The organism is Ruegeria sp. BC6, from assembly GCF_056539185.1.
Genome location: NZ_JBQFUM010000001.1, coordinates 1190601 through 1212294, shown reverse-complemented (window position 1 = coordinate 1212294; position 21694 = coordinate 1190601). Strand labels below are relative to the sequence as shown.

Annotated in this window: 18 protein-coding genes and 1 tRNA gene; 9 read left to right on the top strand and 10 right to left on the bottom strand. The window is 60.3% G+C overall.

Going from position 1 to position 21694, the window contains the following annotated elements:
- Positions 1 to 9: 9 nt before the first annotated feature.
- The 5 genes from ACR0MM_RS06045 to ACR0MM_RS06025 all read right to left on the bottom strand — a co-directional run bounded on the left by ACR0MM_RS06045 (position 10) and on the right by ACR0MM_RS06025 (position 5333).
- A complete protein-coding gene (locus ACR0MM_RS06045; protein ID WP_170358339.1) occupies positions 10 to 1101 on the bottom strand; it encodes an extracellular solute-binding protein in 1092 nt (363 codons plus the stop codon).
- A gap of 103 nt (positions 1102 to 1204) precedes the next feature.
- Complete coding sequence (locus ACR0MM_RS06040; protein WP_480694997.1) at positions 1205 to 2353, bottom strand: ABC transporter ATP-binding protein; 1149 nt, start codon at positions 2351 to 2353, stop codon at positions 1205 to 1207.
- Positions 2354 to 2434: 81 nt separating this feature from the next.
- Positions 2435 to 3151: a maleate cis-trans isomerase family protein gene (locus ACR0MM_RS06035; RefSeq protein WP_480694995.1), complete on the bottom strand. Its 717-nt coding sequence runs from the start codon at positions 3149 to 3151 to the stop codon at positions 2435 to 2437.
- A complete protein-coding gene (locus ACR0MM_RS06030) occupies positions 3148 to 4293 on the bottom strand; it encodes a M24 family metallopeptidase (RefSeq protein ID WP_480694993.1) in 1146 nt (381 codons plus the stop codon). Before ACR0MM_RS06030 ends, ACR0MM_RS06035 begins: the two co-directional genes overlap by 4 nt.
- Positions 4290 to 5333: a pyridoxal-phosphate dependent enzyme gene (locus tag ACR0MM_RS06025; RefSeq protein WP_480694991.1), complete on the bottom strand. Its 1044-nt coding sequence runs from the start codon at positions 5331 to 5333 to the stop codon at positions 4290 to 4292. The genes ACR0MM_RS06030 and ACR0MM_RS06025 overlap by 4 nt, the downstream gene beginning before the upstream one ends.
- A 237-nt stretch (positions 5334 to 5570) precedes the next feature.
- Here ACR0MM_RS06025 and ACR0MM_RS06020 point away from each other — a divergent pair.
- A tRNA-Leu gene (locus ACR0MM_RS06020) sits at positions 5571 to 5656 on the top strand.
- Positions 5657 to 5688: 32 nt separating this feature from the next.
- Here the strand turns inward: ACR0MM_RS06020 and ACR0MM_RS06015 are convergent.
- A complete protein-coding gene (locus ACR0MM_RS06015; RefSeq protein ID WP_170370823.1) occupies positions 5689 to 6186 on the bottom strand; it encodes a hypothetical protein in 498 nt (165 codons plus the stop codon).
- Positions 6179 to 6874 (bottom strand): helix-turn-helix transcriptional regulator, encoded by a 696-nt coding sequence (locus ACR0MM_RS06010; RefSeq protein WP_254433963.1) that lies wholly within the window; start codon positions 6872 to 6874, stop codon positions 6179 to 6181. The genes ACR0MM_RS06015 and ACR0MM_RS06010 overlap by 8 nt, the downstream gene beginning before the upstream one ends.
- Positions 6875 to 7534: 660 nt before the next feature.
- Here ACR0MM_RS06010 and ACR0MM_RS06005 point away from each other — a divergent pair.
- The 6 genes from ACR0MM_RS06005 to ACR0MM_RS05980 all read left to right on the top strand — a co-directional run bounded on the left by ACR0MM_RS06005 (position 7535) and on the right by ACR0MM_RS05980 (position 16391).
- Entirely contained in the window at positions 7535 to 9889 is a 2355-nt protein-coding gene (locus ACR0MM_RS06005; protein ID WP_093963028.1) for a hypothetical protein, read from the top strand.
- Between the two features lie 133 nt (positions 9890 to 10022).
- The gene (locus ACR0MM_RS06000; RefSeq protein WP_480694989.1) at positions 10023 to 11978 is read left to right on the top strand and encodes a type I secretion protein; all 1956 of its coding nucleotides are present in this window, start codon (positions 10023 to 10025) and stop codon (positions 11976 to 11978) included.
- Positions 11979 to 12014: 36 nt separating this feature from the next.
- Positions 12015 to 14306: a type I secretion system permease/ATPase gene (locus ACR0MM_RS05995; RefSeq protein WP_480694987.1), complete on the top strand. Its 2292-nt coding sequence runs from the start codon at positions 12015 to 12017 to the stop codon at positions 14304 to 14306.
- Positions 14307 to 14318: 12 nt separating this feature from the next.
- Positions 14319 to 15659 (top strand): HlyD family type I secretion periplasmic adaptor subunit, encoded by a 1341-nt coding sequence (locus tag ACR0MM_RS05990; RefSeq protein ID WP_480433559.1) that lies wholly within the window; start codon positions 14319 to 14321, stop codon positions 15657 to 15659.
- Between the two features lie 74 nt (positions 15660 to 15733).
- Entirely contained in the window at positions 15734 to 16126 is a 393-nt protein-coding gene (locus ACR0MM_RS05985) for a rhodanese-like domain-containing protein (RefSeq protein WP_093962649.1), read from the top strand.
- A gap of 85 nt (positions 16127 to 16211) precedes the next feature.
- Entirely contained in the window at positions 16212 to 16391 is a 180-nt protein-coding gene (locus ACR0MM_RS05980; RefSeq protein ID WP_170338090.1) for a hypothetical protein, read from the top strand.
- 5 nt (positions 16392 to 16396) lie between these two features.
- On the opposite strand, the gene ACR0MM_RS05975 is transcribed toward ACR0MM_RS05980, so the two are convergent.
- On the bottom strand, positions 16397 to 17200 hold the full coding sequence (locus ACR0MM_RS05975) for an alpha/beta fold hydrolase (protein WP_390895964.1): 804 nt from the start codon (positions 17198 to 17200) through the stop codon (positions 16397 to 16399).
- A 47-nt stretch (positions 17201 to 17247) separates the two neighbouring features.
- On the opposite strand from ACR0MM_RS05975, the gene ACR0MM_RS05970 reads away from it, so the two are divergent.
- The gene (locus tag ACR0MM_RS05970; protein WP_170366576.1) at positions 17248 to 17622 is read left to right on the top strand and encodes a hypothetical protein; all 375 of its coding nucleotides are present in this window, start codon (positions 17248 to 17250) and stop codon (positions 17620 to 17622) included.
- Between the two features lie 72 nt (positions 17623 to 17694).
- On the opposite strand, the gene glyA is transcribed toward ACR0MM_RS05970, so the two are convergent.
- The gene (gene glyA, locus ACR0MM_RS05965; RefSeq protein ID WP_170338092.1) at positions 17695 to 18990 is read right to left on the bottom strand and encodes a serine hydroxymethyltransferase; all 1296 of its coding nucleotides are present in this window, start codon (positions 18988 to 18990) and stop codon (positions 17695 to 17697) included.
- 168 nt (positions 18991 to 19158) lie between these two features.
- On the opposite strand from glyA, the gene ACR0MM_RS05960 reads away from it, so the two are divergent.
- Complete coding sequence (locus ACR0MM_RS05960; RefSeq protein WP_170337641.1) at positions 19159 to 19920, top strand: NAD kinase; 762 nt, start codon at positions 19159 to 19161, stop codon at positions 19918 to 19920.
- A gap of 263 nt (positions 19921 to 20183) precedes the next feature.
- On the opposite strand, the gene ACR0MM_RS05955 is transcribed toward ACR0MM_RS05960, so the two are convergent.
- Positions 20184 to 21623: an amidase family protein gene (locus ACR0MM_RS05955; protein WP_480694984.1), complete on the bottom strand. Its 1440-nt coding sequence runs from the start codon at positions 21621 to 21623 to the stop codon at positions 20184 to 20186.
- Positions 21624 to 21694 lie beyond the last annotated feature (71 nt).

The following is a 21694-nucleotide window of genomic DNA, read 5'->3' as shown; positions in this document are numbered from 1 at the left end:
TTCAAGCGCTTATTGCGCCAACCACGCCTGGAATTTGGCGTCGATGTCATCGCGGTAGTCAGCCCAGAACTCGTAGTTGTAGAGGAACGTGTTCTTGGCGTTTTCCGGATCGGTCGGCATGTGCGGAGCCATGTCGATTCCCAGTTCGGCATGCTTACCGACCAGCGGAGCCGACGAGGCGCGAGCCGGGCCGTACGAGATGTATTTGGCCTGATCCGCCAGCCGCTGGGTGTCGGTCGCGAACATGATGTAGTCCAGCGCGCGCTGCTTGCGCTCTTCGCTCAGACCGGCGGGAATGATCCAGCCGTCCAGATCGAAGACCTGCGCGTCCCACAGCATGGCGACGGGCTGCTTCTGCTCTTCGATGACGCTGAACAAGCGGCCATTGTAGGTCGAGCCCATGACGACTTCGCCGTCAGCCAGCAGCTGAGGCGTATCGGCACCGGCGGACCACCAGACGACGCTGTCCTTGATGGTGTCCAGCTTCTTCAGAGCACGGTCCTGGCCTTCGTCGGTTGCCAGAACGTCATACACTTCGTCCTTCGAGACGCCGTCGCACAGCAGGGCCCATTCCATGTTGTTGATCGGGCGCTTTTCCAGCGACCGCTTGCCGGGATAGGTCTCCAGGTCGAAGACCGCGCAGATGTCGGTCGGCGGGTTGTCCCCGACCATGTCGGTCCGATACCCAAAGGTGGTCGAATACACGATCTGAGGGATGAAGCATTCGCTGACCAGCAGATCGCCGAAGTCTTCCGAAGCCGGGGTGCCGTCCGGCGCAGGCGCCAGCTGGGTGTCCGGGTCGATTTCCATTGCCAGACCTTCGTCACACAGACGGATCGCGTCCGCGGCAACCACGTCGACCACATCCCATGTGATGTTGCCCGCCTCGTTCATGGCGCGCAATTTGGCCACGGCCTCGGCCGAGCTGTCATCGTTCAGGATGGTGACGCCGGTCTTTTCCGAATAGGGCTCGTGATAGGCCTTGAGCTGCGACTTGGAATAGGCGCCGCCCCAGGACACGATCGTCATTTCTTCGGCGGAAACTCCGCCTGCTGCAGTTGCCAGAGCAACAGCTGTCAGCATTGTGGTGGTACGTTTCATATGTAGCTCCCAGTTTTTCCCGTTTTATGATTTGTCGACCAACGCACGGGTTTTCGTCGGTCGGTTCTTTCGGCTTGGGGGCGGATTGCGAAGCCGGGCGCGCCTAGGCGTCCAGAGCGCGGCAATCCTGCGCCAGCCATCCGATCTCGATTTCCTGACCCGGTGTCAGCCTGACGGCGTCAGGGGCATTCCGGGTCTTGACGATGAATTCATCATTGCCGGCCACCGACATGCGGAACCTGAATACATCGCCCATGTAGATGAATTCCTTGACCACAGCCTTGAGCGTATGCGCTTCGGGGCTGAGGCGATCCTTGTTGAATTCCACGCGCTCGGGCCGGATCGAGACCTTGGTCCGTTCCCCCGGTTGGCTCACGTTGATCGGAATCGCGTCGATCTCGGACCCATCGTCCAGCGTTACGACGCATTTCCCGCCATCGACGGATTTCAGAACGCCTTCCAGCGTGTTGTTCTCACCGATGAACTGCGCAACGAAACTGTTCTCCGGTTCTTCATAAAGCTGGTCCGGCGGTGCAAGCTGCTGGATCCGCCCATCGTCAAAGACCGCTACGCGATCCGACATGGTCAGCGCTTCGGTCTGGTCGTGGGTCACATAGACGGTCGTGATCCCCAATTCATGGGCCAGACGCGTGATTTCAAACTGCATGTGCTCGCGCAGCTGTTTGTCCAATGCGCCCAACGGTTCGTCCATCAGAACCAATTCGGGTTCGAAGACCAGCGCGCGGGCCAAGGCGATACGCTGTTGTTGTCCGCCTGACAGCTGCGCGGGTCGGCGGCTGCCGAAGGCACCCATCTGCACCATGTCGAGGGCGCGCTGGACCTTTTCTTCGCGCTCGGATTTGCCGATTTTTCGGACTTCCAGCGGAAAGGCGAGGTTCTCGGCCACAGTCATGTGCGGGAACAGGGCATAGTTCTGAAACACCATCCCGATGCCACGCTTGTGCGGCGGAATGTTGTTGATCGGTCGCCCATCCAACAGAATTTCGCCATGCGTCGCAGTTTCGAACCCGGCCAACATCATCAGGCAAGTGGTCTTGCCAGATCCCGATGGGCCCAACATTGTCAGAAACTCGCCCTTTGGCATCGCGAGGTTAAGGTCTTTGACGACAAGATTTTCGCCGTCATACGATTTTTGAACGCGTTGAAATTCGACAAACGCGGCGTCGCTAGAAGTGCCGGTCACAAGACCCCCTGTTGCGTCAATTCTTGATCCGGTTGGTCCGGATTTCATTGATCCCTGAGCACATTAAAGACGCAGCAATGTCCGGCTGGCAAGACTCAATGACAAAAACCAATCCCCATTGGGTGGGATTCAGGGATTTTGCGCAGTGTTGAGGCGCCGCATGTGCCACGCAAGGGTCTGATTGCTGGACAAGACCGGTTTGCCGATCTGTTCACGGATCTGCGGGATGGCATCCAGCGTGCGAAGGTTGGTGCAGCTGAGAAAAACAGCTTCGACCGCACTGTCCGAACCCAGCCGCACCGCGGCGTCAACGATGGATTGCGTTGATATCCGGACGACCTTTGCTTCTTCGGAAATCCCAAAGGTGCCGAACACATCCATGAGGATCCCTTGATCGGCGAAGGCAGCGCGAAGTGCCGTGTTGACCTGCTCCACATAAGGGGACAGCAGTGCAAAGCGTGACACACCCATTTCGCGCGCCTGCGCAACCGCGGCGCGCAGCGGGTTGGTGACCGATTGCACGTCACAAGTCTGCTTTACCAGTTCTTCGACCTTTTCCGATCCGATGACCGAGCTTGCCGAGGTGCAGGCGTAACCCACAGCCCGGAAGGGGCGCGCCTTGGGCAGTAAATCTGCCGCCGCTGGAAGCGCATGCTTCATGCGGGTCAACGTCTTGGTCGTGACCTGCGGGTCGCTGGTTATGCGCGAGACATAAATGGGTGAAGGGTCGCCGGCAAAAAGCCTGCGGAAATCGCCTTCGATCGTCTCGTCTGTCTGCAGAACGATCAGGCCAAGCGGAGATATGTCCGGGTCATCCGTGTCCAGAGAAAATGGCAGTGTTGTCATAGCTCGGGAATCTCCCGTCGTGCCTTGGGGCTCAGGAACCGCGGGGCGCCTTCGGTGACCAGCACATTTTCCTCGTGGACAAGTATTTTGCCACCGACCTCAATACCTGGCTCCAGCGTCAACACCATTCCGGGTTTCAGAACCGTGTGATCCGTTGGGATGAGCGAAGGCCACTCGGTCAATGACATGCCCAATCCGTGGCCCAGGCGCCCGGCTTCGGTCCCGCCGCCGCCACGGGACAGGACCGAGCTCATCGTGTGATACAGGTCCGAGGCCGTCGCGCCCGGTCTGGCCTGCTCGAACGCCGCCTCGGTCGCATCGATCAGCGCGTAGTGCGCCGCGCGCACGGCGGGACTGGCCGGGCCGACGGACCAGTTGCGGTCGAAATCGCAAAAATACCCATCCCAGACCAGCCCGGTATCCAACATAAGCACGTCGCCCGGCTTCAACGGTCGTTGGGTTGCCGGTGAGATTACGTCGCCATATCCGCCCTGGTCGGCCGCGCCGGCAAGATAAGGCACCCAATCGGCGCCTGCGTTGAGACACAACATCTGGAACCGTCGAAAGACCTGATCCAGAGGAACACCGGCCGATGCAATCTCAGGAACCCGCTCAAAAGCCTGTCCCGCGATCAGGCAGGCGGTTTCGATCTTTTTGATTTCGGCTTGAGATTTGACCATGCGCAGGTCGCGCAGAATGCCAAGGTCGCCGGTGATCCTGCGGCGGTCGATTTCGGATTTCAGACGCCCGAAATCTGCAAGCGGCATCCGCAAGCGCGTTTCATGCCCATCGGGACATCCGATCAAGCCGCCGTCCGGAACAAGTTCGCGCAGGGTTTCGGCCAGCAACGATACTCCGTCGTCTGCCAGATCCGGGGCGGACCAGGTGCGGATGTCTTCGATCCAGGTCTGCGCCATCAAGGCCGCGCCAATCGACGGGATCACCGCGACAGGTTTGCCGGTCGCAGGAACGACAAGGAACCAGGGGCGCGTCGGGCTTTCCCAGAACCGGGTCAGAAAGCCGCTGAAATACCGGACGTCGGGCTCGGTCGTCAGCAGCAGGGCGTCCAGGCCATGCTCTTGCATGAGATCCTGTGCACGCGCAGTTCTGTCCGCGAACTCGGCTTGTTCGAACCCTCTCACGAGGCTTGCTCGGTCACGATGCACAAAACGCGGTCCTGTGGTCCGATATTGAGCAAGTTGCGGCTATCGGTATCCAGAACGGCAGCCAGTCCGGCCCCGCCTGACGCAGTCGTTTCGAACCCGGCCTCTGCCATGACCGGAAGCTGAGCGGCCACGGTGTCATCCTCCAGCGTCAGAAACTGATCGGCATCCCGCGCCAGTGCATTCAGTGCAATCAGCGATGGCTCCTTGCAATCCAGCCGTCCCATGATGCTGTCCGGACCGTCTGCAAAAACCGGCGCGCCGGCTTGGATGCTGGCCATCAGCGCCGGGGCTGCGGCCGGTTCGACCACGATGATCTTGGGGTCGTCTCCCCAAGCCTTTCGGAAACATGCGGCAACGGCGCCCGCCATGCCTCCTACTCCGGCCTGCAGCAGGATCAATGTCGGAGGTTCGGGACACTGATCAACCGCCTCGACAGCCATTTGAACGTACCCCTCCATCAAGAGATGGGGCAGGTCATAATACCCTTCCCAAGAGCTGTCTGACAGAAGCGTCCAGTCGTTGTCGTTCGCCGCGCGGCTTGCGGCGCTCATGCTTGCGGCGTAATCGACGCCTTCGCGCACCACTCGCGCACCTTGCGCCGAAAGGCGCTGAGCAAAGCTCTCGGGCACGGTTTCAGAAATGAACACTACGGCATTCGCACCAAAAACGCGCGCACCCGCAGCCATGCTTAGGCCGTGGTTCCCGGCGCTGGCCGTTACATAAGTACGGCCAGCAAGGGATGTGTTGTCGGGTGTCTCGGTGGCTTCGCTCGCTTGGTAGGCGATGACATAGGCCGCGCCCAATGCCTTGAACGACCCGAGATTCATCCGCGTCCGTTCATCTTTGATCCAAAGGCGGGAAACGGGCGCCAAACCCTGCGCTTCGGCCAGTGGTGTCACGCCGGAGGCAGGGCACAGCGACAAAAGCTGCGCCAACCGGCTGGAATTGGTTGAAGGGAAGGGGGCCTGTGAAAACAGTTTGCCTTCGCCTCGATACGGGTTGGTGACGGACTTCATCGCGGCCTCCCTCAACGATCCGGCAGACGTCATAGAAATGCAGTCAGTCTGTCAAGACAAAGGGGCGGAATGCGAGAAATGCACACTTCCTGTTCCCTGGGAAAAGTGGCTACCTGCCCTGAACCAAACGGCGTTGATCTGGCTGGCGAATTGACCGCTTGCGGTCTTTGCAATCGGTATGGGTGCGTGTAAGTGTTCGGCACGTGATCCGGTGCCGGTGCACCAGACCGGTCGGATGCGGGCGTGATGGAATGGTAGACATATCGGACTTAAAATCCGAAGGCCCTAGCGCCGTGTGGGTTCGAGTCCCACCGCCCGCACCAAACACAATGGTCGACTTGGCCGAAGACGAACGTCAGACCGGATAACCCAGCTTGGAGATAAGCCGCCAGATTTCTTGGTTCGCCGCCGACAGCTGCGCTACGACATCCTCGATTTCCTGCATCGCCTGTTCGTCGACCGTATCTTCGCGTCCCAGCTTGATGTCGGTTTTTCGATCGGCAATGCGCATCAGGATCGTTTTGGGGTTCCCGGTTTCCTGGTCGAAAGAATAGATGCAGTGGTTGAACTTGTTGCGGATGCCCGAAAGACGGCTGAGCCGCTGCGTGTGCTCAAGGATCGGATCACGAACCGAGGCCGGCCTTCCGTCCATCTTTGCCAGACGCTCGACCAGATCAATACGGGCGCGGGTCGTGTTCAGGGTCAGGAAGATGATGACGGCTACGTCTTTGCTGGTCCCCGAGAGGCCGGCGATCAGATGAATCAGCAGGCTTTCGGTGTTCGTCCAGACATAGTTCAGGCGGCCGACCAAAAGGATCAACCGATCGAACCTGGCTTCGAAGTCGTCAGTCAACCGAAGTTCGGTGCGCGTCCTGCGCCGCCGCCTCAAAGAAGAAATGCGCCGCTGCCGTTCTGTTGCTGACACCGATCTTGCCCGACACGTTGTGCATGTGCAGCTTGACCGTGTGTTCGGTGATACCCAACTGGGCAGCGATCGCCTTATTGCTTTTGCCTTCGGAGACAAGTTGCAGAACCTGCTTCTCGCGCCGGGTCAGTTTTGACAACAGAGGGCCAGCCGCAGGGGATTTCGGAGTTTCCCGGGCTGTCGTCGCGCTTGTCGCGCACGGCTTCGATGCAACGCAATTGGCCACAAATCCCGGTAGGTACAACTCTTCATGCATCAGCAGCCGCAGGATCGCGCGCCATGCGTCCGGGGCGACGTTCATCGGAAGAAACCCGATTGGTCCAAACCGGGATCGGTCCCATCGCTCGAAAACGAACCGGGCTGCGTCCTCCTTCCGGTATGCGAAGGCAAGGCATCCCGGCATGGACGATCGGACATAATCGGAGGGGCGGGCCAGCAGGTCCTCCATCATGATCTGATCCACGACAACAATCTTGCCGGAACCCTCGGCATTGCTTGCCTCGGACAAGAATGCCGCGAGGGATTCAAACCTGTGGGCTGCAACGCCGAATTCGTGCTGCACGCTTCGCAGGGTTTGGTTGGAGTAGAAGAGCTCTTTCCCAATAAAAACAATCATGAAATCTTCGTTTTCGTCGATCGTGCACGAACTGTTACTTAATTCGGAAATGCTCATTCTTGTGCCCCCCTAAATACCCCGGATTACGTCCTGAATTGGCCGTTATTGGCCGAGGTGAAACTGAATAAAAACAATCTAAAATCTGTGTTGAGCATACCAGAAAGTTCAGTTTTTTACAACTGCACGGCTTTGGGAATCGCCTGGTTTTAGAACTTTCGATTAAGGTCGTTTGACGGTCGGACCGCTTAAATATCGAGATTCAAATAACTAAGTTTTGCCGGCTTTTGTCGCAGGCCAATTTGGCTTCGAACACGACCCTGAAACGCGTGTTCAAGTAATACATTAAGCAAATCAGCGTTTTAGTGATGTTAATACTTTCTGCCAGCTAGGCAGACGGAACTGCATCTGTACCCTGTGTCGTGCTTCAATTTGCGAAGTGTACTTGTACCTGGCGTGTCTGCGGCCCGCGTATTTTCGCGTGATTTTGAGCAGTCACGGAATCGGCTTGGCCGAGAAAGGGGGGTGACAACACATCATTCGAAAGACAAGGCCGCAGACATGCGCAGTTTCGCGAATGGATGCTCAATAATTTTTTCAACCGCGCCGAATATCGCTTTGTAGATGAATGGCGGTCTGGCGCTTCAAAAATGGAAGATTGTTATGCGACGCAATGTGAACAATACCAATGTCACGACCGTTGACGAAGTTAATGTTGAAAATCTCGAAGCTCCGATCTCGGTGGAAATTCCCGTCGAAGAAGCAAATATCGAGGCCGAACTGACCGCGCAGCAACAGCAGCAGGGTCAGGAAGTTCAAAACGCTGCAAATAACGAAGACGAACAGAACCAGGCTCAGGCTCAGGCGACCGAGGTCGCAAACGAACAGGCCCAGGGTCAGGATCAGGGCCAGGCACAGCAGCAGGGCCAACAGCAAGGTCAGCAGCAATCGAACGTGAATGGCGGCGATGACAGCAACAGTATCGCAAACTCGATCAACATCGATTTCGGTGAAGGTGAGTGGATCCCGCGCGACGATGACCAGGTCGATCTGGATATCGGCGACTCGGCATCTATCGGTGATGTCATCACGGCTGGAAACGACGTGAATTATGATCCCGGCGATGATCTGAACCTGACCATCTCGATGGGCGGCGACGGCAACGACATGTCGTCGATCAACAACCAGTTGGCCAACCTGAGTGACGATGACACGCTGGATTCGCCCAGCCTGTCGAATGACGGATCGTTCTATCAGAACGGAAGCGCGACGGGCGGTTCGGCCTATGCCGAAGAAGGTATCGGTTCATCCTCCGGCGGCGGTAACTCGGGTTCCGGCGGAACCAGCTACGGCGGTGCAGCAAGCGGCGAGACCAATGGCAGCCACGCATTCGCGTTGGGCGGCCACACCGGCAATGCCGGCGCGGCTTCGCAAGGCGGTAACGGTGCGGCCTCGGGCGGTGCCAACAACACGAGCCTGGGTCTTGGTCTGTCGGGCGCCGAAGCCAGTGGCGAAAGCACGGCTGGCAATGGCGGCAACGCCAACAGCACCTCCAGCGCCAACAACACCGGCAGTTCGAATGCCAACGGCCAGGGAACTGGCGGTGAAGGCGGTAATGCCGGCTCGATCGGTCTCGGCCTTGGTCTGGGACTGTCCGGCGCCAACTCGGAAGGCAATGCCAACGGTGGTGAAAACGCGACCGGATCGATCGGCGCGGGCCTTGGCCTGGCCGGAAACGAGTCGGGTGCGAACGGCGCCAATGGCGGCAACGGCGAGTCATCGAACTCGGGTTCTGCATCGAACAACAGCACCGGTACGACCGAAGCGAATGAAGCGACGGCCGGAAGCAACACAGGTGCAGGCATGGCCGGCAGCGGCGCGCAAAGTGGCGCGAATGGCACCGGTGGGCCTGGTTCCGGTGGCACGGGTTCCGGCGGCTCGGGCTCGGGTGGTGAAGGTGCTGGTGGCGAAGGCTCTGGTGGCGAGGGATCCGGCGGATTCTCGGCCATGGTCGAAGCAGCCATCGCGGCGCTGAACCAGGAAATCGCGGATGGTGGTCCGGCCTTGAATGCGGCTGATACCGACGCTGCGACCGGCGGCGGCGGAACCACGGGCAACAACCCGGGTACCGGCGGAGCGGGCACCGGTGGTGCCGGAACCGGCGGAGCAGGAACTGGCGGTGCCGGAACCGGTGGCGCAGGGTCCGGTGGAGCCGGCACGGGCGGCAGCTCCGCAGCCAACTCTGGCGCACAGGGCGTCGGCGATCTGGCCGCAAGCGGTCCGAATATCAGCCAGTCGCCCGGTGACGTGAACGGTGCGGCCAGCAACCCGCAGACGTCGACCGGAACCGGCGGAGCCGGCGGTTCGAACGCGGCCAATGGCGCGGCGAATGGAACCGGTTCGGGTTCGTCCAGTGCAGAAGGCGCTGGCGGAGCCGGTGGGACCACGACGCCAACGTCCACCTCGTCCGGTAACGGTGCGGGTTCTGCGGATGCGGTCAACACGGCCGGTACCGGTGGTGCGGCAGAAGTCTTTGCTGACGCTGACACAAACGGTTCCGCCGACAGTCTGGCCGAAGCCATCGCGGGATACGGCGGCGCGTCGTACACCGACAACGATGCAACCTCGACCGGATCCGGCAGTGCGACTGGCGCGGCCAGCTCGGGAGCCGGTGGTGCAGGCGGTGCGTCTGCGGCCAATGGTGGTACCAGCGGCTACGCCATGGGTAGCGCCATGTCGGGCGATACCACGGGTGGCGCAGTCACCGGTGGCAGCGCGGCCGGCGCCTATTCGGGTGATGGCGGAGCCGGCGGCAATGGCGGCACCTGGGGTTCCAACAATGGTGGCGACGGTATCGTCACCGGTGAATCCTACGCGTCGGCAGCAGCAGTGGTCGATACCTCGGCCTTCAACCAGACAATCGTCATGGGCGCCAACGTGCTTGGCAACTCGGTCGATACCACGATGGTTGGCGGTTCGATGAGCTCGACCTACGCGAGCGACGACACCGAGGCATAATGCCTGACCCCGGAGGCCGCGATTTCGGCCTCCGGTCTTTGATGAAAACACCGGGGCCGTGTTTCATGGCCTCGGTCCAACTTAACCCAGACCCGGAAATTTTCTGCCGGAAAGGGTGACAGGGATAGTCCAGATGTCACTTGACAGCATTACGGAAACGATCGCGCATTTTATCGGTACTTTTCAGCTCACGATGGAACAGGCCATCCTGCGGCAGCAATACGAGGAGTTTACGGCGCTCCGACGGCTGGCCGAAGTTGAAGGTCTGGAGGATCCGATCAGGATTGTCGTCAAGGCCGATCTGGATTTGAAGCCCAAGGACTACGACCCGCTTCCCTACCGTTTCCCCGAACCGCCCGCGGACCCGCAGTTGCCGCTGCCACCAGCCGGCCCGATGCTCGAGTCGAGCATCCAGATCGGTGACCCGTTGGCGCCGGGCGGATTTGTCCCGCAGTCCGAATTGCCTATCTCGGTCGGGCCGCAATTCTTGATGTTGCAGCCGCAGGTCGTCAGCGACCTGATAGGGTCTGCCGTCACTTACACATTCCAGACATTGGTCCTGCGCGACAATGATACCGTCGGCGCGGGCGACTTCCGCGATGCGGCGACGCTGACAGCGCAGGCCGAGGCCGTGTTGGACGTGGCGCAGTCGCTTCATGCGATGGCGGTGCCTTCACTGGCGATACCGGACTACATGACGCCAGAATACTTGGATACGCTGGTCGAACAGATAACGACACCAATGAATGGATCGGTCCAAGGTGTCACGGTTCACCAATTCCACGGTGAAGACGCGGAAGGCATCATCGTAAACGGTCAACACGTGTCGGAGGCTCCGGTCTGGAGCGATCTTCTGCCCGCCTACCACCAGCCCGAGGAGGCTGAGGAAAACCTGGTGTCACAGTCCTATCCGGCCGAGTGGAACCAGTCCGAAGGGCCGGAGCCGCACGAGGGTCATACCGTTGTCGCCGGCGGCAATCTTGCGATCAACGAAGTCGCGCTGAACGTCGGTTGGGTGGATGCCCCCTTCATCGCCGTGGGTGGACAAGCGATCAGCCTGACGATGATCAGCCAGGTCGCGCTGGTATCAGATGTTGATGTCGGAAACACCGGCAGCGGCGCGGGCACCAACGTCGTCCAATCCGCCCAGATTGAAACCGAGGCGAATCCTGCGCCGTGGCTTGCCGGAACCTCGGCCGTCGCTGGTGGGGCCGGGCAGCCGTCCTTTTTGACCGTCGATTGGATCCATGGCGATCTGGTGGTTGCCAACTTCCTCAAGCAGGTCATCAACGCCACCGATATCGACCATATCCAGACCGAGATTTCCGCGTCTTCGACCATGTATGCGATGGGTGGCAACCAGATGGTCAACGTGGCCGATATTGTTCAACTCGGCAACTATTATGACCTGATCATGATCGGCGGCGACATGATCTCGGTCGACATGTTGTTCCAGACGCTTGTCCTGATGGATGACGACCTGGTGTCAGGCGGCCTAGCCGGACCTGCCGGAGGTGCGAACGAAAACCTGCTGATGAACCAGGCCTCGGTGATGACCAACGGCCTGGACCTGCAGGAGGCGCTTGAGGAGAACATGGCCGAGGCCATGACTCTGAATGAAATGAACATGGCGGCGCTCGAGGACGCATTGCTGAACGATCCGATGTTCGCGGGTATGGAGCAGATGCGCGTTCTGAAGATCGACGGAAACCTGCTGCAGGTAAATATTCTTGAGCAGGTCACCATGCTTGCCGATCAGGATGACATTTTCCTGTCCGGTCCGCATGGGGCCAGTACCGAAGTCGTGGCCGGCAGCAACGCGATGCTGAATGCGGCCAACATCAACAAGCTGGGCGTGGACTCCGTTGTCATGGCCGGGCAGGGCGCATATTCCGAGCTTTTGCTGCACCAGGCCAGTCTCATCGACTTGCCCGAGAATGAGATCGGCCCGGAATTTGCCAATGAAGCCATCGCAATCCTGATGGAGGAGGCAATGACCGCCGGGCAAGCAGTGAGCGGCCCGACCTCTCCTGCACTAACCCCCGAAGACTTGGACGCCAATGTAGGAATGCAATCCATCCTGACCTGATTTTCCTTTTTTTACGAGTGACCGGAAGGTTTGTTTATGTCGATCGTTTTTTCGTCGCGCCGCACCCGATATGCCAGCCCGCTGGACCGGTCGGGAAGCGGACAGCCTCTGACTTTGCGACCCAGCGACATGGTGTCTGGCTCGTCATTTGCAACGGAACGGCTGACCGCACGGCTAAGGCTGACCAAGGAGATGCGCGTGCCCGTGACCGAGCAGAGCCAGAACAAGGCAGCGCAGGAGGGCCCGGCCACGGCGCAGAAGGAGCAAGAGGTTGCTCGCAATGCAGCGGCTCCGGCACCGGAAGCCCGGGACGAAACCGATCAGAAAATAACAGACGACAACACACTAGAAACAACATTCAGCGCCGCTTCTCCCCGACGGCGCGAAACGCCGGAGACCGTCGCCGTGGAAGGGCGTGCGGGTGACGGCGAAGGGGTGGCCAATGCCAAGGACTCGGAACCGCAAACCGTCGAAAGCCCGACCGCGCGCATGACCCCCTCGTCCCGGTCGGGTGGGACGGATCGCATGGGCACCACTATCGAGGCCGAAGCGAACAAGCCGCTGCTGCGCACTGGTTCAGGCGATGGCGGCGGCAAAGGGCCACCCCAAACTTTTCACAAGCGCACGCCGCCCGAAGACTTTCAACGCACCCTTCGGACCTCGATGCGAGCGATATGGCGGAACCTTGCCTTTGTTCTGGTTCTGACTTGCGCGACCAATCTGCTGATCCTGGCGATCCCGATCTATCTGTTCCAGATCAGTGACCGGGTGCTGACCAGCCGCTCGCTGGACACGCTGATCATGCTGACGGCGATCGTGGCCGGGGCAATCATCTTTCAATCGGCTTTCGATGCGGTGCGGCGCTTCATGTTGATGCGCACCGGAGTCGAAGTGGCGGCGCGACTGGGCGCTCCGACCCTCAGTGCCGCGGCGCATGCCTCGTTGCACGGGACGGGACGCGAGTATCAGACGCTGGGTGATCTGCAGCAGATCCGCGGCTTTCTCGTTTCAAGCACCCTTCTGTCCTTTTTGGATGTTCCGTTTGCGCCGTTGTTCATCCTTATGATTTTCCTGGTCCACCCCGAGTTGGGCATGATCGTGGTGGTGACGGCCGTGATCCTGATGGTTATCGCGCTGATCAACCAGCGGATGACGGCCAAACCGTTTGCCGAGGCCAACATGGCCCAGTCTCTGGCCAACCAGCATCTGGATTCGATGTCGCGGAACAGCCAGATCATCAACGCACTTGCAATGATCCCCGAGGCGGTTCGGATCTGGGGACGCGACACCGCCAACTCCCTGACCTGGCAGGTCCGGGCGCAGGACAGAAACGTGGTGTTCGCGGCGATCTCGCGCACCGTGCGCCTGCTGACGCAGGTCGGCATTCTGGGATGGGGGGCCTATCTGGCCCTGCAAGGCGAAATCACGGGCGGTATGGTGATCGCGGCCTCGATCATCGCCGGGCGGGCTTTTGCGCCAATCGAAGGGTCAATCGAGGGCTGGAATACGTTCCTGCTGACCCGCGGTGCCTACAGCCGCATCAAGGCATTGCTGTCCAACTCGGCGCTTCAGTATGAGAAGCTGCGCTTGCCCCGCCCCGAGGGACGAGTGGATGTTGAGCGCCTTTTGTTTGTACCCGGGGGTACCAAACGCGTGGTTCTCAACGGCATCAGTTTTTCGCTCAACCCGGGCGAGACGCTGGCGATCATCGGAAACTCGGGCGCGGGCAAGACCACGCTGGGCAAAACGCTTGTAGGATCGATTCTGCCGACCTCGGGCAGCGTGCGGCTCGACCTGATGGATATCCGAAACTGGGATCCGCGCCAGTTCGGCGAAAGCATCGGGTACCTGCCGCAGGACGTTCAGCTGTTTCCGGGCACGATCAAGGACAATATCGGCCGAATGCGCGCCGATGCCACCGATGAGCAAATTCATGATGCTGCAGTTCTGGCCGACGTGCACAACATGATCGCCACCTTGCCACAGGGGTATGAGACCGTGGTCGCTGCCGATGGCTCGCCCCTGTCTGGCGGTCAGAAACAGCGGATCGCGCTGGCGCGCGCCTTCTTTGGCAATCCGCGGATGGTGGTTCTGGACGAGCCGAACTCGAACCTGGATGTCGCGGGCGACAAGGCGCTGGCGCGGGCAATCGAGCAGGCGAGGGAAAACAAGATTACCGTGGTCGTGATCACCCAAAAACCGACGCTCTTGAACGTGGTGGACAAGATCATGCTGCTGACGGACGGGCGGGTCGCCCTGTTCGGTCAGCGTGAGCAGGTGCTGCAGCAACTGAACGGGCCGCGTCAGCAGCCCGAGTTGAAAGGGTAGACGGGGGTAAAGATGAACGAATTGGTCCAAGTAGACGATCCCGCCCTTTGGTACGCCGAGGTTCCGAGATCGATAACCAAGTTCATAGTCGTGGGCACCGTGCTGCTGGTCGCCTGTTTCGGCGGGTTCGGCCTGTGGTCGTTTCAGGCGCCGCTCGCGGCCGCAGTGATTGCGCAAGGCAGCTTTGTAGCCACTGGGCGCAACAAGATCGTCCAGCATCTTGAAGGAGGGATCATCGAACAGATTCTGGTCACCGAAGGTCAGACCGTGCAGGAGGGGCAGGTCTTGATGACACTCGACCGGACCTCGGCCGAGGCAAATGAGCGTGAATTGTTCATCCGCAAGATCCGCCTTCAGGCGATGGTCGAGCGCTTGCTGGCCGAATACGCCGAAAAGGACACTTTGGAGTTTTCACCCGCCCTGATCGAGGCATCCGACGACGTTGAAGTGATGACCATTCTCGACAACCAGCGGCTCAGTTTCGAAGTCTCGCGCAAGACGTTACTGAATGACATTGCCCTTCTCGAACGCAATATCGAAGCGCTGAAGATCAGGGCCAGCGGCTTCGAGGCGCAATTGGAAAGCATGGAGCGCCGCAAGGCGATCCTTCAGGAAGAATACGAAACCAAGAACGCGTTGTTCGAAAAAGGGCTTGTTCGAAAGGGTGAGTTGAACACCATCCGGCGGGTCCAGGCCGAAGCCGACGGGCAATTGGCCCGACTGGCGGCCGAGGCCTCGGAAACCAGCCAGATGCTGCTGAAATACGAAGAGCAGATCACCCGGACCCGGTCGGCCTATCGCGAAGCGGCGCTGGACGAACTGGGTGTAATCGAGGCGGATCTGGAAAGCGTGCGGGAAAAATCGCGCCAGGCCAGCAGTGTTCTTGCCCGCGCGGTAGTCCGTGCCCCGGTTGATGGCACGGTTGTGCGATTGCACTATTACACGCCGGGCGGCGTCATCGAGACCGGCAAGCCGATTGCCGAAATCCTGCCAGCTGATGCCCCGCTGATCATCGAGGCCCAGATCCCGCGCACCGATATCGACAGCGTTGTGACCGGCCAGACCGCGACCGTTCGGTTGGTGGCTTTGAATCAGCGCACGACACCGGTTCTGACGGGCGAAGTCTTTTACGTCTCGGCGGACGCGGTTCTGGAAGAAGCCAGCGGAATACCTCAAGAGGTCTATCTGGCCCGGGTGTCGTTGGAGCCTGACGAGATGGACCGGGTACGGGGCTTCATTCCGACCCCCGGCATGCCGGCCGAGATCATGATCCAGACCGAGGAACGCACCTTTGCCGCCTATATCGCCAAGCCGATCGTCGACAGCATGTCTCGGGCCTTTCGCGAGCAATAGGCGACCACCATAGCGCTTACAAATACAAAAGGCCCCGTGCTAGCATTCGTGAAAATCCGGGAGGGACCGCACGAATGCCATTGACCGTTCAAGAGATGCTTGAGGCCGCGAATTCCGTTGTTCAACGTATCAGCGCCGCGCAAGCCAGGGAGCTATTGCAGCAGGGTGCGCTGCTGCTGGACATTCGCGATGCGCCTGAACTGGAAAAGACCGGTCGCGCCGTCGGATCTCACCATATCTCACGCGGTATGCTCGAGTTTCGTGCCGATCCTGCGCTGCAGTCGCATGACCCCGAGCTGCGGAAGGATCGCCCGATCATTCTGCATTGCGCATCGGGCGGACGGGCGGCTCTTGCGGGCAAGTTGCTCAAGGACATGGGGTATCAGCATGTCTACAACCTGGGTGGGTTCTCGGACTGGGTAAACGGCGGGGGCGACTATGTCGGCCCGGTTGATTCCGGGATGTAGGGACCCAGCCTGATCTGCATCAAAGCCGATTGTATTCCGCTTCGGCAATCTGCGCGTCAGACGCCATCAACAAGGACGACTGGCAATGATGAGACTTGCAGCGCTACTGTATTCCCTGATCGCGACCGCCCTCGCGGGGTCGGCCGTTATCGCCGTGCTGACCGCCGGGATGGTTTCGACCCTGGCCATCGTGGGTGCCGCAGCCGCCGGAGCGGTCACGGCTTTGCCCGCATCCTGGCTGGTCGCCAAGCGCCTGTACCAATAGAGAGCTTAGGCGGCGTTCAGAAATATCCGGACAGCAGCTTCGAACTCACGCGGTTTTTCGGCGTGCAGCCAATGGCCTGCGCCCGGAATCTTGGCGAAACGGGCGTTCGGGAACAAAGATTTGATGACTTCGCGGTGACTTGCCTGAACATAGTCCGACTCCGCACCGGCGAGAAACAGCGCCGGGCCGTCCCAATGCGAGGTAAAGTCCGGAAAACCCATGATATTCGGCATCTCTTTGGCCAATACGTCCAGGTTCAGCCGCCAGCGTTTGCCGGAAACGTCCAGCGACTGAGTGAAGAAGCTCTGCAACGCCTTCTCGACTCCGAGATCGGCCAGTTGCTGTTCCACATCCGAGCGGCGCGCGACTTGTGTCATGTCCACGGCGCGCATGGCCTCGATATATTGCATTTGCGTGTGGCTGTACCGAACCGGAGCAATGTCCGCCACGACCAGCCTGTTGACCATTTCGCCATGCTCGAGCGCCAATGTCATTGCCGACTTGCCGCCCATCGAATGCCCGATCACGTCTGCCACGCCGCCCATGGTTTCGATGACCTCAGCCAAATCATCCGCCAACGCCGGATAATCGTGCCTGTCGTCCCAGAAGCTGTGGGCGTGGTTGCGCATGTCGACCGCCACCACCTGTCGTTCATCTGACAGCCTCCGCGCAATCACCCCCCAGTTTCGGGCCGATCCGTATAGCCCATGGGCAATCAACAGCGGTGTGCGGGACGTCGGTTCGCCATGTTTGATCGTGTTCAGCATGTCTTTCTGATAGCCTCCGGCGCCCCGGACAACCAGCCCCATTGTGACCGCCTGCGCAGACCGTTAGATTGCCCCGTCAGGAGGGGCGCATGGCTCAGGAAACAGAAATTCAGACCCAGATCGCGCAGACGATAATCCTGTTGCGCAAAAAACTGGGCGCAAAGGGCAAGACCCTGGCCGAGTCGGTGCGCCGTGCCAAGCGCCGCTTGCCGCGCAAGGTCTACAAACAGGCAATGGAACTGGCCCGTGCCGAGCCGTTGGTCGAGCATCCCAAGCTCCGGCTGACCCTGGACTCGCCGACCCTGGAAAAGGCGGCGAAGGATGTTCAGTCGCATTTGCGCGCCATCAATCTGGCGGATCGCCGCTGGGGTTGGTTTCTGGGCATGCTTGGGGGGCTTGCCTTCAACATTCTGGCCTTGGCCGCGCTGTTTCTGGTCGTGCTTTGGTGGCGCGATCTGATCTGATCAGGGCATCTGGCAGCAAAGAAAAATGGCGCCCGCTAAAGGCGCCATCTTGTTGTTTCTGACCTTGTGTCGTCAGAGGTTCGGGTAGATCGGGAACTTGGCGCACAGATCCGCGACCTGCGCTTTGACCCGCGCCTCGACCTCACCGTTGTTGTCTTCACCATTGGCGGCCAGTCCATCGACCACCTCGATGATCCAATCCGCAATCTGGCGGAACTCGGGCTCTCCAAAGCCTCGGGTCGTGCCGGCGGGCGAACCCAGACGGATGCCGCTGGTCACGGTCGGCTTTTCTGGATCGAACGGCACGCCGTTCTTGTTGCAGGTGATGTGCGCACGGCCCAGCGCCTTTTCGGTCGCGTTGCCCATGACGCCTTTTGGGCGCAGGTCGACCAGAACAACATGGGTGTCGGTGCCGTGGGTTACGGTGTCCAGGCCGCCCTTGATCAGCTGATCCGACAACGCCTGAGCGTTGACGACGACCTGTTTGATGTAATCTTTGAACGAAGGCTGCAGCGCCTCGCCAAATGCCACGGCCTTTGCCGCGATCACATGCATCAGTGGGCCGCCCTGGATGCCCGGGAAGATGGCCGAATTCACTTTCTTGGCGATCGTCTCGTCATTGGTCAGGATCATGCCGCCACGCGGGCCGCGCAGGGTTTTGTGCGTGGTGGTCGTGGCCACATGCGCGTGCGGGAAGGGGCTGGGATGCTCGCCCGCGGCGACAAGACCGGCGAAATGCGCCATGTCCACGTGCAGATAGGCGCCTACCATGTCGGCGATCTCGCGCATGCGAGCAAAGTCGATCTGGCGCGGAATGGCTGAGCCGCCGGCGATGATCAGCTTGGGCTGGTGTTCTTTGGCCAGCGCCTCGACCTGATCGTAGTCCAGCATATTGTCCTGCTTGCGCACGCCGTACTGAACCGCATTGAACCACTTGCCCGACTGGTTGGGCTTGGCGCCATGGGTCAGGTGCCCGCCAGCATCCAGGCTCATGCCCAGAATGGTGTCGCCCGGCTGGATCAGCGCCTGGAACACGCCCTGGTTGGCTTGTGATCCTGAATTCGGCTGCACGTTGGCGAATTCGCAACCGAACAGTTGCTTGGCGCGGTCGATGGCCAGGTTCTCGGCGATGTCGACGAACTGGCAGCCGCCATAGTAACGCCGCCCGGGATAACCTTCGGCGTATTTGTTGGTCATGACCGAGCCCTGCGCCTCCATGACGGCTGCGCTGACGATGTTTTCCGAGGCGATCAGTTCGATCTCGTCGCGCTGACGTCCCAGTTCGGACGTGATTGCCCCAAAAAGTTCAGGGTCGCGATCCGCGAGGGACTGGGTGAAGAAACCGGTATCACGAAGGTTGGCGTTCATGGGCGCTCCGCATGGCTGAGGTTGGTTTGGCGGATTTCCTATAGGAAACTGTGCGGATGAAAAAGACTTTAAAGCGACGAAATGGCCAGCTGCGGCGTCACGTCTGGCCTAATGGGGAAAGGTATGTTTGTTTCGGAACCAAATGCGCAGCACCGGAAACCGGAAAACATGACAAAGAGAATCGCTTTTCTCGCCAGCGACGTGGATGTCGCGCAGTCGGCCCGCAACAAACTGGTTGCACGCTATGGCAATGCGGCCCCCCGAGATGCGGATGTCATCGTGGCGCTGGGCGGCGACGGGTTCATGTTGCGGACGCTGCACAACACGCAGCATCTGGATGTGCCGGTCTATGGTATGAACCGCGGGACCATCGGGTTTCTGATGAACGAGTTCCACGAAGCCGATCTGATGGAGCGTCTGAGAGCCGCCGAAGAAGAAGTCATCAACCCCTTGACAATGAAGGCCATGGACCAATCAGGACAGGTGCACGAAGCCCTTGCGATTAACGAGGTTTCGTTGCTGCGCGCCGGTCCGCAAGCCGCGCGCCTGAAGATCAGCGTGAACGGCCGGGTGCGGTTGGCCGAACTGGTCTGTGACGGGGCGCTGTTGTCCACGCCCGCCGGGTCGACCGCCTACAACTATTCGGCACATGGTCCGATTCTGCCCATTGGGTCGGATGTTCTGGCGCTGACGGCCATTGCGGCCTTTCGTCCTCGGCGGTGGCGCGGTGCGTTGCTGCCCAGCACGGCGCATGTGCGCTTTGACGTGCTTGAGGCCGACAAGCGCCCGGTGATGGCGGACGCTGATTCCATATCCTTTCCGGATATCGATTGGGTCGAGATTCGGTCGGAACCAAAGATCCGTCACAGGATTCTGTTTGACCCCGGGCATGGCCTGGAAGAGCGTCTAACGATTGAACAATTTACATAAAATCCCGAGATTCTCGGACTTATGTGAAGCAGTTCACAGGAAGCTGACTGCCTCTCAGCTATGCTGATCTTGCCCGGAGAACACGCCGCGGTGGGAGTGAGTGGCCACCAAATGGTGTTTTCGGATGATTGCGCAGTTTTCGCGCTGGCGAGGGTGGGTGGTGCTACGCTCGTCATCACAATCTGGGCATATTTTAGCACGTGGACCCCGGGCTCTCAGTCCCGGGGTCAATTATTTTGGGGCAGTTGGAGGCGGTTGGTGTTTCAGCCCGTGCTTTCCAGATCGGCCCACAGGTGTTCAGCCATACGACCAACCCGGGCTTCAATCGCGATGGCTGCGTCCACCGCCAGGTCCTCGCGCCAGCGCTGCGCCGCGACCTGAACGTTGATTGGCTGGCGCCCGTTCGGCAATTCGGCCAAACGCGCCGGAACGCAGGCGGCTGGCAGGCCCAGAAAGTTCATGGCATAGGAATAGACTGCACAGCCCAGCACTTCGTGTACGCCTTCCGAGCCTTCTGTATCACGGTCGGGTCTGAAAAAGGGCTGCGGCAGGAAAGGCGACAGCACCAGCGGGTAGTCCTCCAAGAACAGGGACCATTCCCGCGCATAGTGGCTGCGCTGCGCCAGTGCCCGGATCAGGTCCGGGCCTGTGATCGGTGGGAATTCCTGGAAGTAGGTGGCAAAGACGCGCTGGATGGTCTCGGACCCGGCCGCCTCGACATCGGCTTTCATCAGGGTCAGCACTTCGCCCATCAAGGCGCGATAACCCAGCCGTCCACATTCGAAAACGTTCGGAGGGTCGATCTCGTCAACGGCATAACCCGCATCAACCAGTGCATCACGGGCCGTGTCCAGCGCCTTGTCGACCTCGGGGTGGAGATCGTAACCGAAAGTGTTCCTGGTGAAAGCCACCCGCGGCTGCTGGTCGGGCTCGGCCACGCGCCAGGGCAGCGGAACGTGAAACGGATCGCGCGGATCTGGCGCGATCAGGCTTGGCATGGCCAGGTGCAGGTCAGCCGCGCTGCGGGTGATCAGGCCTTGCACCGACATGGATTGCGCAAGCAGTCCACGTTCGGCGGTTTGGCTGGGGTTCCATGCGGGAACGCGCCCCAAGCCCGGCTTCACGGTGACCGCACCGTTCGCGGCCGCCGGAAACCGCAGGCTGCCGCCAATATCGTTGCCATGCGCCAGCGCCCCCATGCCGGTCATCACCGCCACGCCAGCCCCGCCCGAGGAGCCGCCGGGCGAAATATGCTGTCCCCACGGGTTGTGCGTGCGCCCATAAAGCGGGTTGTCGGTGTCGGCGCGGAACGAGAACTCGGGCGTGTTGGTCCGGCCGATCACCACCGCACCGGCCTTCAGCAGGTTCGACACGACGGGCGCATCGTCGGGGGCAATTACGTCTTTCAGAGCAGCCACGCCATTGGTCGTGGCATGGCCCTTCTGGTCGACATTGACTTTGATCGTGACCGGAACGCCGTGCAGGGGGCCGGTCGGTTCGCCGCGCGCCTGCGCGGCGTCCAGCGCCCAGGCACGCTCCTGCGCCTCGGTGCTGAGGTCTTCGACGACGGCATTCAGCGCAGGGTTCAGCGCGTGCATCCGGTCGATCGCGCTTTGGACGGCTTCGGTCGCGCTAAGGTCCCCGGAACGGGTCAGTTTTGCGAGTTCTGCGGCGCTCAGGCGCCAGATGTCGTCATTTGCCATGTGCCCTCCGTCAAGGGCACAGTAGGCGGTCTGCCAATGGTTGCAACCCCGCAGAGCAGGGCGGGCGGCCC